This window comes from Rhizobium sp. AN80A (assembly GCF_030053015.1).
GTDB lineage: Bacteria > Pseudomonadota > Alphaproteobacteria > Rhizobiales > Rhizobiaceae > Rhizobium > Rhizobium metallidurans.
Window position 1 is genome coordinate 2,399,896 of record NZ_JASJPX010000003.1, and the last position, 14,702, is coordinate 2,414,597.

At 63.6% G+C, this 14,702-nt stretch carries 14 protein-coding genes; 12 read left to right on the forward strand and 2 right to left on the reverse strand.

Annotated elements, in window-relative coordinates; translation table 11 throughout:
• Nucleotides 1–177: 177 nt before the first annotated feature.
• Nucleotides 178–1,089 (reverse strand): GntR family transcriptional regulator, encoded by a 912-nt coding sequence (locus P3R82_RS23520; protein WP_283195541.1) that lies wholly within the window; start codon nt 1,087–1,089, stop codon nt 178–180.
• A 238-nt stretch (nt 1,090–1,327) separates the two neighbouring features.
• Between P3R82_RS23520 and P3R82_RS23525 the strand changes: the two genes are divergently transcribed.
• The 7 genes from P3R82_RS23525 to P3R82_RS23555 all read left to right on the forward strand — a co-directional run bounded on the left by P3R82_RS23525 (nt 1,328) and on the right by P3R82_RS23555 (nt 9,426).
• Nucleotides 1,328–2,830, forward strand: a complete 1,503-nt coding sequence (locus P3R82_RS23525; protein ID WP_183901269.1) for an altronate dehydratase family protein — start codon at nt 1,328–1,330, stop codon at nt 2,828–2,830.
• A 32-nt stretch (nt 2,831–2,862) separates the two neighbouring features.
• Nucleotides 2,863–3,882 carry an aldo/keto reductase gene (locus P3R82_RS23530; protein WP_283195542.1) on the forward strand — a complete coding sequence of 340 codons (1,020 nt, stop codon included), beginning with the start codon at nt 2,863–2,865 and terminating at the stop codon, nt 3,880–3,882.
• 12 nt (nt 3,883–3,894) lie between these two features.
• Nucleotides 3,895–4,341: an RbsD/FucU domain-containing protein gene (locus tag P3R82_RS23535; protein ID WP_183901265.1), complete on the forward strand. Its 447-nt coding sequence runs from the start codon at nt 3,895–3,897 to the stop codon at nt 4,339–4,341.
• A gap of 353 nt (nt 4,342–4,694) precedes the next feature.
• Nucleotides 4,695–5,681 (forward strand): ABC transporter substrate-binding protein, encoded by a 987-nt coding sequence (locus P3R82_RS23540; RefSeq protein WP_183901264.1) that lies wholly within the window; start codon nt 4,695–4,697, stop codon nt 5,679–5,681.
• Nucleotides 5,682–5,799: 118 nt separating this feature from the next.
• On the forward strand, nt 5,800–7,350 hold the full coding sequence (locus P3R82_RS23545; protein ID WP_283195543.1) for a sugar ABC transporter ATP-binding protein: 1,551 nt from the start codon (nt 5,800–5,802) through the stop codon (nt 7,348–7,350).
• A 23-nt stretch (nt 7,351–7,373) separates the two neighbouring features.
• A complete protein-coding gene (locus P3R82_RS23550) occupies nt 7,374–8,348 on the forward strand; it encodes an ABC transporter permease (protein ID WP_183901262.1) in 975 nt (324 codons plus the stop codon).
• A gap of 61 nt (nt 8,349–8,409) precedes the next feature.
• The gene (locus P3R82_RS23555) at nt 8,410–9,426 is read left to right on the forward strand and encodes a zinc-binding alcohol dehydrogenase family protein (protein ID WP_283195544.1); all 1,017 of its coding nucleotides are present in this window, start codon (nt 8,410–8,412) and stop codon (nt 9,424–9,426) included.
• Here P3R82_RS23555 and P3R82_RS23560 read toward each other — a convergent pair.
• Nucleotides 9,423–10,145 carry a copper homeostasis protein CutC gene (locus P3R82_RS23560; protein WP_183901260.1) on the reverse strand — a complete coding sequence of 241 codons (723 nt, stop codon included), beginning with the start codon at nt 10,143–10,145 and terminating at the stop codon, nt 9,423–9,425. The genes P3R82_RS23555 and P3R82_RS23560 overlap by 4 nt on opposite strands.
• 285 nt (nt 10,146–10,430) lie before the next feature.
• Between P3R82_RS23560 and P3R82_RS23565 the strand changes: the two genes are divergently transcribed.
• From P3R82_RS23565 to P3R82_RS23585, 5 genes are all read left to right on the forward strand, one after another.
• Nucleotides 10,431–11,339, forward strand: a complete 909-nt coding sequence (locus P3R82_RS23565; protein ID WP_283195545.1) for an ABC transporter substrate-binding protein — start codon at nt 10,431–10,433, stop codon at nt 11,337–11,339.
• Between the two features lie 64 nt (nt 11,340–11,403).
• The gene (locus P3R82_RS23570) at nt 11,404–12,570 is read left to right on the forward strand and encodes an ABC transporter permease (protein WP_283195546.1); all 1,167 of its coding nucleotides are present in this window, start codon (nt 11,404–11,406) and stop codon (nt 12,568–12,570) included.
• On the forward strand, nt 12,567–13,511 hold the full coding sequence (locus P3R82_RS23575; protein ID WP_047507184.1) for an ABC transporter ATP-binding protein: 945 nt from the start codon (nt 12,567–12,569) through the stop codon (nt 13,509–13,511). Before P3R82_RS23570 ends, P3R82_RS23575 begins: the two co-directional genes overlap by 4 nt.
• Nucleotides 13,508–14,257: an ABC transporter permease gene (locus P3R82_RS23580; protein WP_283195547.1), complete on the forward strand. Its 750-nt coding sequence runs from the start codon at nt 13,508–13,510 to the stop codon at nt 14,255–14,257. Before P3R82_RS23575 ends, P3R82_RS23580 begins: the two co-directional genes overlap by 4 nt.
• A gap of 45 nt (nt 14,258–14,302) precedes the next feature.
• Nucleotides 14,303–14,698 (forward strand): VOC family protein, encoded by a 396-nt coding sequence (locus P3R82_RS23585; RefSeq protein WP_283195548.1) that lies wholly within the window; start codon nt 14,303–14,305, stop codon nt 14,696–14,698.
• The last annotated feature ends 4 nt before the right edge of the window (nt 14,699–14,702 follow it).

Sequence of the window (14,702 nt, forward strand, 5' to 3'; positions counted from 1 at the left end):
TGCTTCAATCGCCTGGGTCCGCCGTTCGTGGATCATCCGAATGAGCGAAGTGCAAGACGGCATCCGGGATGGTACCGTTCGTTGTCTCGTTGGTATTGCGTTATCGATTGTATTGAGTTCGCGAGACGTGGCCCGCCTTGAGCGGGCTTTTTTTCGCCCGTACGATGCCGTTCGGCCTTATTTCGCGAGCGTTTCCCCGTCCCCAAGGCTCTGCGGCAGGGATTGCAGCAAGGTCTGGCGCGCGGAGCGCAGATGCACCCTGCAGGCGGCGTCGATCGCGGCGGGATCGCCGGTTTCAAGGGCTGCGATATAATCCAGATGTTCGTGGATGGCGCGCTCGTTGCGCTCGCGCGCGAAGGCCTTGTTCCACTGGTAGTGATAGTGGAAGACGATGGCGATGGCGTCGTAGAAATCGGCGATGAAGCGGTTCTTCGCCGCACCGTGGATCAACAAATGGAAGCGCTCGTCGAGGGCTGAGAATTCCTTGTAGCGGCGGTCGAGATCATCCAGCATGGCGTGGTGTTCGGCCTTGATCTCCGCCAGCGCCCGCCAGGCCTCGTTCTCCTCAGGCAGCCGGCCGAATTCGGCGGCGGAGTGCAGCTCGAACATCTCGCGCACCTCGGCAAGTTCCAGCGCGAATTCGCGTGTGAAACCCTTTAATATCCAGTGGCTGTTCGGCCGCTTCTCGATCAGCCCGAACCGCGAGAAGCGGATGAGGAATTCGCGCACGCTGGTGGTGCCGGTGCCGATTTCGCGGGCAAGCTCCAGCTCGTTGATCTGCGTGCCGGGGGCCGCATCATCCGACAGGATGCGCTGCATGAAGCTGCGCTCGATGATGTTGTGCAGGGAATCGGTCTCTTCCGAGGGAAAGAGATCGGCCTGGGTCGGTGTGCGCAGCACCACCTTCTGGCGCTTGTTCCAGCGGATGATACCCTCTTCGTCGAGGCGGGTCAGGATGGCGCGGGCGGTGCTGCGGCTGATGCCGAGCTTGGCGGCGATGTCGGGCTCGGAGGGCAGGGTCTCGTCGGCGCGCAGCGCCGCGGCATAGCGATTATACGCTTCCTTGAAGACCGTGTTCTGCCGTGCCATGCACACCCCGCCTCGTTGCCCCGCCGCACGCGGCGAGGGCCCGCGGTGGCGGGCGCCGGCGCATGGCAGGAGCTTATCTCTCGGCGATCCTTATCTTATTTTGGATCGTCCGCGGCTGTTTGCCTCCCTCGTCCACAGGATCAATAATCCCGTTGACTTGAAAATGTTTATTGTAGATAAAAAACAAAAGCAATGCGCATTCGCCGATGCAGCGAGTGTTTCCCTAGGGAGAAGATCGTTGAAGAAAGACCCTTGGATTATCCTGTCATCAGGCGACAATGTCGCTGTGGCCACGGCCCCGATCGCCGCCGGCGAGACGGTTGCGGGGGTGACGACGCTCGATAAGATCGACCCCGGCCACAAGATCGCGCTCGAAGATATCGCGCTCGGTCAGCCGGTCGTGAAATACGGGCAGGCGATCGGACGCACGACCGCTGACGTCAAGGCCGGCCAGCACATCCATAGCCAGAACCTGCATTTCGAAAACGACCGCCTGGCCGCCACCGCCAATTCGGCGCCGGAAGAAGCGAGTGCGGCCGACCGGGCGCGCACCTTCATGGGCTACAAGCGCGCCGACGGACGTTCGGCGACGCGCAACTATATCGGCATCATCGCCAGCGTGAACTGTTCCACCACGGTCTGTCGCGCCATCGCCGATCAGGCCAACCGCACCATCCTGCCGCATTACGAGGGCATCGACGGCTTCGTGCCTATCGTCCACGACCAGGGCTGCGGCATGAGCTCGACCGGCGACGGCATGGCCGTGCTGCACAGGACACTTGCCGGCTATACCAGGCATGTGAATTTCGGCGGCGTGCTGATGATCGGGCTCGGCTGCGAGGTCAACCAGCTGACGCTCTACGGCCAGAGCGGCGCCGGCAATTCCAAGCGCCATTTCAACATTCAGGATGCCGGCGGATCGCGCCGCGCCGTCGAGCGCGCCATGGGCATGCTGAAGGAGATCGCCGACGATGTCGGGCGCGAGCGCCGCGTGCCGCTGCCGATCAGCGACATCATCATCGGCATGCAGTGCGGCGGGTCCGACGGCTTCTCGGGGATAACCGCCAATCCGGCGCTCGGTGTCGCGGCCGACCTTCTGGCGGCTGCCGGCGGCACGGCGATCCTGTCGGAGACCTCCGAGATCTACGGCGCCGAGCACTTGCTTCGCAGCCGCGCGGTCAGCGAGGAAGTCGCTCGCAAGCTCGACGAGAAGATCGTCTGGTGGGAGAAATACGTGGCGATGCACGGCGCCTCGCTCGACAACAACCCCTCCCCCGGCAACAAGCGCGGCGGGCTGACGACCATCCTGGAAAAGTCGCTCGGGGCCGTCGCCAAGGGCGGGCGTTCGCCGCTGACGGCGGTCTACGGTTATGCCGAACGGGTGACGGCACCCGGGCTCGTCTTCATGGACACACCCGGCTACGACCCTGTCTCGGCCACCGGCCAGGTCGCCGGCGGCGCCAACATGATCGCATTCACCACCGGGCGGGGCAGCTGCTTCGGCTGTCGGCCGGCACCGTCGATCAAGCTCTCCAGCAATTCGGCGCTCTATGCCTCGATGGAAGAGGACATGGACATCGACTGCGGCACGATCGCCAGCGGCGATGCGACGATCTCGGGCAAGGGGCGCGAGATCTTCGACCTGATCATCGATACGGCATCCGGCAGGAAGACCAAGAGCGAGGAGTTCGGCTACGGCGATAACGAATTCGTGCCTTGGCATCTCGGAGCGACGCTCTAATCAATATTGGACACAGTCTTCAGGGAGGAATGATGAAGACGAGGAGGATCGGCCGGACCGAGCTCGAGGTGACCGAAGTAAGCTTCGGCGCCGCGGCACTTGGCGGCCTCTACCGCGCCTGCCCGCGCGAGCAGGCAATGCAGACGCTCGACGCCGCCTGGGATAGCGGCATCCGCTATTTCGACGTGGCGCCCTGGTACGGACTGGGTCTCGGCGAGCGCCATGTCGGCGATTTTCTGCGCGGCAAGCCGGAAAGCGAATGGGTGCTGTCAAGCAAGGTCGGGCGGCTGCTCAGACCGGTGCCGACGGGGACGGTTCCCGACTACTCTTACGTCGATCCGCTCTCCTTCGATGCCGATTACGACTATTCCTATGACGGCATCATGCGCTCGGTCGAATTCAGCTACGCCCGGCTGGGGCTGAACCGCATCGATATCCTCTATGTTCACGATATCGGCGGCTATACGCATGGCGCCGCGAAGAACGCCGTCTATCTCAAGCAATTCCTCGATACCGGCATCAAGGCGCTGGAGGCACTGAAGAAGACGGGCGCGATCAAGGCCTTCGGGCTCGGTGTCAATGAAGTGCCCGTCTGCCTCGACGTCATGCGCAATGCCGATATCGACTGCATCCTGATGGCGGGGCGCTACACGCTGCTCGACCGCTCGGCCGAAGCCGAGCTGCTGCCGCTCTGCCGCAAGAAGGGTACGTCGCTTGTGGTCGGCGGCGTCTTCAACTCCGGCATTCTCGCGACCGGTGCGGTCGCGGGGTCGAACTTCGACTACATGCCGGCGACGGAAGAGGTGCTGGCCAAGGTGCGCGGCATGGAAGAAGTCGCCAAGAAGAACGGTGTGTCGCTCGCCGCGCCGGCGCTGCAGTTCGCGCTGCGCGATCCTGTTGTCTCGTCGGTGCTGATCGGCACCGGCAAGGCATCCAGCGTGACGCGCAACATGGAGCTCTTCTCACCGATTTTGCCGGAGACGATCTATCCGGAATTCGATAGCTTCACGCTCGTTGCGCCGCCGCTCGGCGACGACGCTGTCCGCGTTTAAGGAAAGAACAGAATGCTCAAAGGAATTCACCCCGTTCTCAGCCCCGATCTCCTGTGCGCCATCGCGCGCATGGGCCATGGAGACGAGATCGTCATCGCCGATGCCAACTTCCCGTCCTTTTCCATGGGCCCGGAAATGATCCGCGCCGACGGCGTCAGCGCGACCGCCATGGCGGAAGCCATTCTCAGCCACATGCCGCTCGATACGTTCGTGCCGGAATCGGCCTGGGTCATGGAAGTGGTGGGCGATCCGACCGCGGTGCCCGAGGTCTGCAAGGAATTTCAGACCATCGTGTCCAAGCGCGCGGGCGATTTCTCGATTTCGACGCTCGAGCGTTTCGCCTTTTACGAACGGTCGCGCAAGGCCGCCTATATCGTCGCGACCACCGAGTTCCGGCTTTATGGCAACCTGATCCTGAAGAAGGGCGTGGTGCTGCCGGACGAGGTATTCTGGGGATAAGGATAGAAACGGAATAAACGTTCCGTATTGACATTCACGCGGAACCTATATTTCATAAATCGAACGCGACGGCCTTGCGGGCTGGATGTCCTGGAGAGACATCCGGCCCTGGATGGAAAAGGCCGGAGGGTATGGAAGAACGAGTTGCCGGCGCTTTGACGTCGGCTGCTCGGTCGGAGACCGGGGGCAGGTACCGGGGCGGAAAGAGCCAAAGGGCTTATCCCACACAGACTTGCAATCAGGGCAGGCCTCGGCTAGCTTCGAACTCGGAAATGTTTTTTATCGATAAAAGTCTCTCGTTCGCGTTCACGAGAGATTTCCTGGAGGAGAACGCACCTGAGAGGAGAACCAACATGCGCATGAAGTCCATTCTTTCGCGTCGCGCCTTTACCGCCATGGCGGGCGCAGCCGTCATGGCAACGGCCATGCCGATGCCGTCCTTCGCGGCGGACGTGACCATTCCGATCATCGTCAAGGACACCACGTCCTTCTACTGGCAGATCGTGCTTGCCGGCGCCCGCGCCGCTGGCAAGGATCTCGGCGTCAACGTTCCTGAGCTTGGCGCACAGGCAGAATCCGACGTGAACGGCCAGATCAGCATTCTCGAGAACGCCGTTGCCGGCAAGCCGGCGGCGATCGTCATCTCGCCGACCGAGTTCAAGGCGCTCGGCAAGCCGATCGACGAAGCCGCCAAGTCCGTTCCGATCATCGGCATTGACTCGGCCGCGGATTCGAAGGCCTTCAAGTCGTTCCTCACCACCGACAACGTCCAGGGCGGCCGCATCGCAGCCGATGGCCTGGCGGCGGCGATCAAGGAAATGACCGGCAAGGAAGAAGGCGAAGTCGTCATCCTCACCAACCTGCCGGGCGTCGGCTCGCTGGAACAGCGCCGCGAAGGCTTCCTGGACCAGGTGAAGACCAAGTACCCGGGCCTCAAGGTCATCGCCGACAAGTACGGTGACGGCCAGGCGACAACCGGCCTCAACATGATGACCGACCTGATCACCGCCAACCCGAACCTCGTGGGTGCGTTCGCCTCGAACCTCATCCTCGGCCAGGGCGTCGGCCAGGCGATCGCCGAAAACAAGCTCGGCGACAAGATCAAGGTCATCGCCTTCGACAGCGACGACAAGACGGTCGGCTTCCTCAAGGACGGCTCGCTGGCTGGCCTCGTCGTGCAGGACCCCTATCGCATGGGCTATGATGGCGTGAAGACCGCGCTTGCCGTGTCCAAGGGCGAAAAGGTCGAGGAGAAGGTCGATACCGGCGCCAACCTCGTCACCAAGGCCAATATGAGTGACCCGAAGATCGACGCTCTCCTGAACCCGAAGGTCAAGTAACGAACTGACGATGGCCGTGCGGGAGCGATCCCGCGCGGCCTTTCTTCCCTTCAGCCGAACTCCTAGGGAGGAGCGGACGGCGAAGGACGGCATGGCAATTCGCGAGGAGGAAACGCACATGAGCCTGGAAGAGGTCAGTCATCGCCACGATGACAGCGCCAAGCCGAAGGAGGCGGACCGCGTACCCGCGGGTGCCCCGATCCTCGAACTCAAGGGATTGCAGAAGAATTACGGATATGTGCAGGCGCTGAAACCGGCGACGATCACTTTCCTGGCCGGCGAGATCCACGCGATCGTCGGCGAAAACGGCGCCGGCAAGTCGACGCTGATCAAGCTTCTGACCGGCGTCATCACCCGTACGGCGGGCGAAGTGCTCTGGTGCGGACGCCCGGTCGCGCTGGCGACGCCCAACGAGGCGATCGCGCGCGGCATCAACGCCGTGCACCAGGAAGTCGTTCTCTGCCCGCACCTGACGGTGGCGGCCAATCTCTTCCTCGGCGACGAGGTCAATCAATACGGTCTGATGCGCAAGCGGGAGATGGAGAAGATGGCGCAGGCCGTCCTCAACGATCTCGGCTTCGGCCTGCCGGCCGGCGTGCCCTTGAGCGATCTGACGATCGGCCAGCAGCAGCTGGTCGCGACCGCCCGCGCCGCCATGCGCGGCACGCAGTTCCTGATCTTCGACGAGCCGACCGCCTATCTGACGCGCCAGGAATCGGCCCAGCTCTTCAAGCTCATCCGCCGCCTGCAGAACGAAGGCGTGACGATCGTCTATATCAGCCACCGCATGGAAGAAGTCTTCGAGCTGGCGGACCGCGTCTCGGTGCTGCGCGACGGCACCCATGTGGGAACGCGCAATATCGGCGAAACCAACGAGAACGAGCTGATCGCGCTGATGATCAACCGCTCGATCGAGCAGATCTATCACAAGGAAGAGATTGCGATCGGCGAGACCATCGTCGACGTTCGTGGCTTGTCCGGGCCGGGCTTCGAGAACGTGTCGCTTTCGGTGAAGGCAGGACAGATCGTCGGCCTCTACGGCCTGATCGGCGCCGGACGCAGCGAATTCGCGCTCGGCCTTTACGGTCGCGAAAAGACCACGGCCGGTGAAATCCACTGGATGGGCAAGAAGGTCAACATCAAGGACGAGCGCACCGCGATGGAGCTCGGCATCGCGCTGGCGCCGGAAAGCCGCCGCGACCAGGGCCTCTGCCTCAACCTGCCGATCGGCCTCAACATCAACCTGCCGGTCTTCAAGCGGCTGAGCAAGGGACCGGTCATCAGCCACGGCGAGGAAAGCAGGAACGCCGACCAGCAGATCCGTGACCTGGCGATCAAGACGCCGAGCCGTCGGGTGCTGGTGTCAGCGATGTCTGGCGGCAACCAGCAGAAGGTCGTCATCGGCAAGTGGCTGAGCCATGGGGCGCGGCTCTTCATCTTCGACGAACCGACCGTCGGCGTCGATGTCGGCACCAAGGCGGAAATCTACCGGCTGTTCGCCAAGCTTCTGAAGCAGGGCGCGGGGATCATTCTCATCTCCTCCTACCTGCCCGAGGTCTACGAACTGGCCGACCGGCTGCATGTGTTCCGCAGTGGCCAGCTCGTGGCCAGCCACGACTTCCACGCCGCCATGCATGAAGAAGTGCTGAGCGAAGCGATCGGCGTCTAAAAGAACAAGAGGGAGAGAGAAAAATGACCGTAACCCCCACCGAGATCGCCGCGCCGCCGCCGCGCCGCAAGGTCAACATCCTGTTCGGCCTGACCCTGATCGGTCTTCTGGCCTTCCTGTGGATCCTGCTCGGCATCGTCACCGCCAGCTTCTGGACGCCGCTCAACATCTCCAATCTTCTGCGCCAGGGCGCGATGACGGCGATCCTGGCGCTTGGCCAGACCTTCGTGATCATCACCGCCGGCATCGACCTTTCCGTCGGCGCGATCGTCGGCTTCTGTACCGTCATCCTGGCATGGCTGCTGCAGGCGGGCTTCCCCGTCTGGGCGGCGATCCTGATCACGCTTTTGATCGGCGTCGGGATCGGGGTGTTTCATGGCTTCGGCATCGTCAAGATGGGCCTGCCGCCCTTCATCATCACGCTGGCGACGCTGACGTCGCTGCGCGGCATCGGGCTTCTGATCACCAACGGTTCGACGATCAACATCGTCAACGAGCCCTTCACGAACTTCGCCCGCGCCGACTTCCTCGGCGTCCCGAGCCTGTTCTGGATGGTCGTGCTGGTTGCGATCCCGTCCTACATCTTCCTGCATCTCAGCCGCTGGGGACGCTATCTCTTCGCGGTCGGCTCCAATCGCGAGGCGGCGCGTCTGTCGGGTGTCAGGGTCAACGGCATCATCTACATGGCCTATATCCTGTCGGCGACCTTCGCGGCGTTCGTCGGTGTCCTGCTCGCCTCGCGTATCGCCATCGGCAACGCCACGCAGGCGGACGGCTGGGAACTGCAGGCGATCGCCTCGTCGGTCATCGGCGGCACCTCGCTGTTCGGCGCGGTCGGCTCCGTGCATGGCCCGCTGATCGGCGCCTTCATCCTGGCCACGATCAACAACGGCGCGAACCTGCTCAACGTCAATTCGTTCTGGCAGCGCATCATCACCGGCCTGCTGATTATCGTGATCGTCTACTTCGACCAGCTGCGCCGTCGCCGCAGCTCCTGAACGCCAACATAAGGAGCCGGCCTTGCCGCCGGCTTCCTTTCAATCGAATGCAGGACCCGTCATGAAAGCCGTGCTTTGCCAACAACCGGGTGTTCTCGAGATCGTCGAGCGCCCCTCCCCCGGCACGCCGGCTCCAGGCTGGGCGCGACTCGCCGTCAGCCATGTCGGCATCTGCGGCACCGACTACCACATCTTCGAGGGCAAGCATCCGTTTCTCGAATATCCGCGGGTGATGGGCCACGAGATCTCCGCGACCGTGGTGGAAACCGGCGCCGGCGTCGAGATCGCGGTCGGCACGCCCGTGATCGTAAACCCGTATATCTCCTGCGGCCGATGCGTCGCCTGCCGCAAGGACAAGGCGAATTGTTGCACCGACATCAAGGTACTCGGCGTTCACACGGATGGGGCGTTCTGCGAGGAGATCACGGTTCCGGCGGGCAATCTCGATGCGGCGCAGGGGCTGAGCCTGGAGGCGGCGGCGACGGTGGAATTCCTGGCGATCGGGGCGCATGCCGTGCGCCGCTCGCTTTCGCCTGAAGGCTCGCGCGCGCTGGTCATCGGCGCCGGTCCGATCGGCCTTGGTGCTGCAATCTTTTCGCGGATCGCCGGCCATGACGTGACCTTGCTCGACACCAGTGCGGAACGGCTGGAGATGGCCGCCGAGCGCTTCGGATTTACGTCAGGTATCGTCGCCAACGATGCGACGCTTGATGCGGTCAAGGCGAAGACTGGCGGTGACGGCTTCGACGTCGTTTTCGACGCGACGGGCTATGGACCATCGATGGAGAAGGCGTTCCAGTTCGTCGCGCATGGCGGCGCGCTGGTTCTGGTCAGCGTCGTGAAGGACGATATCCGCTTCTCGGACCCCGAGTTCCACAAACGCGAGATGATGGTGATCGGCAGCCGCAACGCGACGCGGATCGATTTCGAGCATGTGGCGGCCTCGATCGCCAACGGCCTCGTGCCGGTGGATCGGCTGATCACCCACCGCACGACGCTCTCCGATACGCCGCGCGATCTGGCGCGCTGGGCGCATGAGAAGAGCGGCCTGATCAAGGCCGTCATCAAAATCGCCTAGAGACTGTCGATCGCCTCGCGCATCTGGCGTACGATCGAAGCGTCCGTCCGGTTGGGCGACGCGGCCTCGAAGCCGAAGGCGACCGCGCGGGGATCGACATTGCTCACAGGCGAGCTGCAGGAGCCGTGAATTTCGCGGGCGCCGGTGGCGCGCAGGATCTGCGGCGCGTTGGCGGGGCGCACGCCGCTGCCCGGCATGATCGATATCCGCCCGGCCGCCTTCCTCGACAGCCGCGTCAATGTTTCCAGGCCATCGATGGCCTTGGGAATGCAGCCGGAAGTGAGGATGCGCTCGCAGCCGAGCTCGACGGCCTGCTCCAAGGCCGCGTCGGGATCGGGAACGAGATCGAAGGCGCGGTGCAGCGTCGAGCCGAGGCCGGCGGCGTGTGCTTTCAAGCGGCGCAGCAGCGGCATGTCGAGCGTGCCGTCCTCACGGTTTGCCCCGATGACCACGCCGGCGAGGCCGAAGGCGCGGACGGCATCGATATCCGCCATCATCGCCGCTTCGTCGCCGCTGTCGAACACGAAGGGGCCGGCGTGCGGGCGGATCATCGCGTAGACGGGGATGGGGGCGGCGGCGGCCGCCTTCATCATGCCGGCGACAGGCGTGAGCCCGCCGATTTCAAGCGCCGAGCACAGTTCGATACGATCGGCGCCGCCTTCGATGGCCGCCGCCAGACCGCGCGGGCTATCCACGCATACCTCAAGCAAGATCGTCACGCATTCCTCCCTCGTCACCTCATGATCGTCCAAGCCGAAGCCTGCTCTTCCGGTTAGCATCGCAGAGTTGGATTTGCGAGCGGAGACCGGAAGGCAATCGATCATTGATCGATTGGACAGTGTCGTGAACAGTATTTTCGCAATCGCATCGATTTTTCAATCGTGCACACTATGTCAGTTAAGCATTGGATCGGTCGCCGACAGCCAGCTGTCTTCGCCGGGGAGTCTACAGCGGTTCGCCTTGCGCCAAGGCTTGCCGCGCTTTCAAGGAATAAGGGGATGGTCATGCTGAAAAGAATAGCCCTTGCGGTATCGCTCTGCGCACTGACGGCAGGTGCAGTGCAGGCGGCGGATGTCGTGGTGTCTTCGAAGATCGACACGGAGGGCACGCTGCTCGGCAACGTGATCGCGCTGGCGCTCAACGCCAATGGCATCAAGACGAAGGACCGCATCGCGCTCGGCGCCACGCCCGTGGTGCGCAAGGCGATCACCGCAGGCGAAATCGACATCTATCCCGAATACACCGGCAATGCCGGCTTCTTCTTCAACAAGCCCGACGATGCCGCCTGGAAGAACATCCAGCAGGGCTACGACATGGCCAAGAAGCTGGATTACGACGCCAACAAGATCGTCTGGCTGACGCCCTCGCCCGCCAACAACACATGGGCGATCGCCGTGCGCAACGACATTGCCGGGAAGAACAACCTGAAGAGCATGTCCGATTTCGGCAAGTGGGTCGCCGGTGGCGGCGAGGCGAAGCTGGTGGCTTCGGCCGAATTCGTCAACACCGCCGGCGCGCTGCCGGCGTTCCAGACGACCTATGGCTTCATGCTGAAGCCGGAGCAGGAAATCGTGCTCTCGGGCGGTGATACCGCCGCCACGATCAAGGCCGCCGCCGACCAGACGAACGGCGCAAATTCCGCCATGGTCTACGGCACGGATGGCGCGATCGAGGCAGCAGAACTCACCGTGCTCGAAGACGACAAGAGCGTGCAGCAGGTCTATGCGCCGACGCCGATCATCCGCGAGGAGGTGCTGAAGGCGAACCCGAAGATCGAAGAGATCCTGGCGCCGATCTTCAAAAGCCTGACCGCCGACGAACTGCGCAAGCTGAACGGCAAGATCCAGGTCGATGGCGAGCCGGCGAAAAGCGTTGCCGAGGCCTACCTGAAGGAAAAAGGCTTCCTGAAGTAATCGCCGACGCTCCGTATCCAGCCATGGGTGCGGAGCCGTTTTCCTTCCAGGCTGGGATGGATCGATGGAAGAAACCTTAGCGGTCCGCAGACTGGACCGGCTCGGCGTCGTTCTCGTGGCGGCAGGCGTCGTTGCGGCGGGATTGCTGCCATTCATCTACGTGAAGGCGAACCGGATCGCATCGGGCAAGCCGATGCTGCTGATGCAGCTTCTGGACCAGCCCGCCGTCATCATCCTCACTCTGCTCCTCGTTCTCTCGGCCTGCGCGGTGCTGTTTCTCGAAAACGCCTATGCGCGGCTTGCGATCTCGACGCTCTGTCTGGCGGCATTGCTGGCGGCGATCGGGTTCGTGGCGACGTCGTTTACGCCGGCAGGCAGCGCGGCGGCGCGCATGACGCCGGGCGGCGGCTTCTGGGTGCTGCTCGCGGTGACGGCGCTGATCATATCGGATGCGCTGGTAAAGGTGCGGCTGCGCCCATGGATGCGGGTCGCGGCACTTGCTGCTTACGCCTGTCTGCTCGGTGTTTTTCTCTGGTCGGGGCTGCTCGACAGTCTGTCGATCATGCGCGAATTCGCCAATCGCGGCGACCAGTTCTGGGCCGAGGCGTGGACGCATGTTGAGCTGGCCTTCGGGTCGCTGGCGATCTCGGTCTTGATCGGCCTGCCGCTCGGCATCGTCTGCTTCTGGGTGCCCAGGCTTCGCGCCGCGCTCTTGCAGGGGTTGAGCCTGATCCAGACGATCCCAAGCCTGGCGCTTTTCGGCCTGCTGATGCTGCCGCTCGGCTATCTCGCGGCGCAAGTTCCGCTGGCTGCCGCGATCGGGATCAGCGGCATCGGCGCGGCACCCGCCCTGATCGCGCTGGTGCTCTACTCGCTGCTGCCGATCGTGGCCAACACCGTCGTCGGTCTCGAGGGCGTCGACCCCGCCGTGCGCGACGCAGCCGCCGGGATGGGACTGACGCGCCGCCAGATCCTCACCGGCATCGATTTGCCGCTGGCGCTGCCCGTCATCCTCACGGGTATCCGCATCGTGATGGTGCAGGCGATCGGGCTGGTAACGGTGGCCGCGCTGATCGGCGGTGGCGGGTTCGGCGTCTTCATCTTCCAGGGGCTTGGCCAGACGGCCATGGACCTCGTTCTTCTCGGCGCCGTGCCGACCGTCATCTTCGCCTTTTCCTCGGCCGTCATTCTCGATGCGGTCGCCGACAGCATACGGGAACCTGCCGCATGAGCATGATCGACATCCGCAACGTCACCAAGCGCTACGGCGACACGACCGTGGTCGACAACGTGTCGATGGCGGTCGAAAAGGGAGAGATCACCGTCATCGTCGGAACCTCGGGGTCCGGCAAGTCGACGCTGATCCGGATGATCAACCGGCTGGTGCCGATGACCTCGGGCGAAATCCGCGTCGGCGGGCGCAACGTGGCCGATGTGCCGGAGACGGAGCTGCGCCGCAATATCGGCTACGTCATCCAGGGCAACGGGCTCTTTCCGCACCGCACGGTGGCGCAGAACATCGCGACGGTGCCGCAGCTGCTTGGCTGGGAGCGCGGCAGGATCGATGCCCGCGTCGATGAACTGCTCGGCCTCTTCAATCTCGACCCCAAGTCCTTCGCCAGGAAATATCCGCACCAGCTTTCCGGCGGCGAGCAGCAGCGCGTCGGTGTCGCGCGGGCGCTGGCGGCGGGGCCGGAGGTGCTGATCATGGACGAACCCTTCGGCGCGCTCGATCCCGTCATTCGCGGCAAGGCGCAGGACGATCTTCTGGCGATCCAGAAGCAGTTCGGGACGACGATCATTCTGGTGACGCACGACATGGACGAGGCCTTCCACCTCGGCAACCGGATCGCGGTGATGCGCGGCGGCAGGCTGCTGCAATATTCGACGCCGGAGAAGATCATAACCGAACCTGCCGACCCCTTCGTGCAACAGTTGACGGGAACGACGGACCGGGCGCTGAAGCGCATGTCGCTGCTGCCGCTGACATCGGGCATGGCGCCCGCCAAGGCCGGGCTCGACCACGGCCTGCCGCAATCGCTCAGCCTGCGCGACGCGCTGGCGGAGATGATCTGGCAAGGGATCGACGAGGCGGCCGTCGAAAACGAGAAGAAGGCGGCCATCGGCTCGATCTCGATGTCGCACCTCCTGGAGCTGGGCCGCAAGGAATGAAGCTCCTGACCGCCAATCTCTTTCGCGTCGCGGCTCTGGCGCTGCTCCTGATCCTGTTGTTCCGGACGGAGTGGCTGTCCTTCCTGCTGACGCCGCTCACCAAGAACAACGCGCCCGCCGTCTACACGCAAAGCAGCCTGCCGCTTCTGGCGCTCGGGCATCTGCAATTGGTGCTGATCTCGATTGTCGGGAGCGCCGTGGTCGCCATTCTGGGCGGCGTTTTCGTGACGCGGCGGAGCGGCGCCGATTTCCTGCCGCTGTCGCGCGCCATCGCCAATGCCGGACAGACCTTTCCGCCGGTCGCGGTGCTGGCGCTGGCGGTGCCGGCCATGGGCTTCGGCGCCGGGCCGACGCTGGTGGCGCTGTTTCTCTACGGGCTACTGCCGATCTTCGAAAACACCATCTCTGGCCTGCGCCAGGTCTCCCCCGCCGTGCTCGACGCCGCCGACGGCATGGGCATGAACCCGACGCAGCGGCTGTTCCAGGTGGAGCTGCCGCTGGCGCTGCCGCTGATCATCGAGGGCGTGAAAGTGGCGACCGTGATCAACATCGGGACGGCGACGATCGGCTCGACGGTGGCGGCCAAGGGGCTGGGCGAAGTGATCATCGCCGGGCTGATATCGGATAACACCGCCTTCATCCTGCAGGGCGGCCTGATCGTCGGGCTAATGGCGCTCCTGATCTATGACGCGGTCGGACTGGCGGAAAGCGCGATGACGCGAAGAATGGGCTTGCGCACCGCCTAAGCCAGCAGCTACCAAAGCGGCCTGATACGCACGATGGAGGCAGCCTTGGCCAAGATGATTCACTCGATGATCCGCGTTCTTAACGAAGCGCGCTCGGTCGAATTCTACGGCAAGGTCTTCGGGCTCGAGGTCGCCGACCGCATCGATTTCGACACCTTCACGCTGATCTATCTCAGCAACCGCGAGACCGGCTTCGAGCTGGAACTGACCGTCAACAAGGGCCGCGTTGAACCCTATAATCTCGGCGACGGCTATGGGCATCTGGCGGTGTCGGTCGACGAGGTCGCCGTCGAGCACAAGCGGCTGACGGAAGCCGGGCTCAATCCCGGCAAGCTTGTTGAGCTCAACCGCGACGGCAAGCTGCTTGCCCTGTTCTTCTTCATCACCGATCCCGACGGCTACAAGATCGAAGTCCTGCAGCGCCACGGCCGCTATCTCTAAGAGA

Coding starts and splice junctions, on each gene's coding strand:
- P3R82_RS23520 (WP_283195541.1), bottom strand. CDS start 1,089: ATGGCACGGCAGAACACGGTCTTCAAGGAAGCGTATAATCGCTATGCC.
- P3R82_RS23530 (WP_283195542.1), top strand. CDS start 2,863: ATGAAGACGAGGAGGATCGGCCGGACCGAGCTCGAGGTGACCGAAGTA.
- P3R82_RS23535 (WP_183901265.1), top strand. CDS start 3,895: ATGCTCAAAGGAATTCACCCCGTTCTCAGCCCCGATCTCCTGTGCGCC.
- P3R82_RS23540 (WP_183901264.1), top strand. CDS start 4,695: ATGCGCATGAAGTCCATTCTTTCGCGTCGCGCCTTTACCGCCATGGCG.
- P3R82_RS23545 (WP_283195543.1), top strand. CDS start 5,800: ATGAGCCTGGAAGAGGTCAGTCATCGCCACGATGACAGCGCCAAGCCG.
- P3R82_RS23550 (WP_183901262.1), top strand. CDS start 7,374: ATGACCGTAACCCCCACCGAGATCGCCGCGCCGCCGCCGCGCCGCAAG.
- P3R82_RS23555 (WP_283195544.1), top strand. CDS start 8,410: ATGAAAGCCGTGCTTTGCCAACAACCGGGTGTTCTCGAGATCGTCGAG.
- P3R82_RS23565 (WP_283195545.1), top strand. CDS start 10,431: ATGCTGAAAAGAATAGCCCTTGCGGTATCGCTCTGCGCACTGACGGCA.
- P3R82_RS23570 (WP_283195546.1), top strand. CDS start 11,404: ATGGAAGAAACCTTAGCGGTCCGCAGACTGGACCGGCTCGGCGTCGTT.
- P3R82_RS23575 (WP_047507184.1), top strand. CDS start 12,567: ATGAGCATGATCGACATCCGCAACGTCACCAAGCGCTACGGCGACACG.
- P3R82_RS23580 (WP_283195547.1), top strand. CDS start 13,508: ATGAAGCTCCTGACCGCCAATCTCTTTCGCGTCGCGGCTCTGGCGCTG.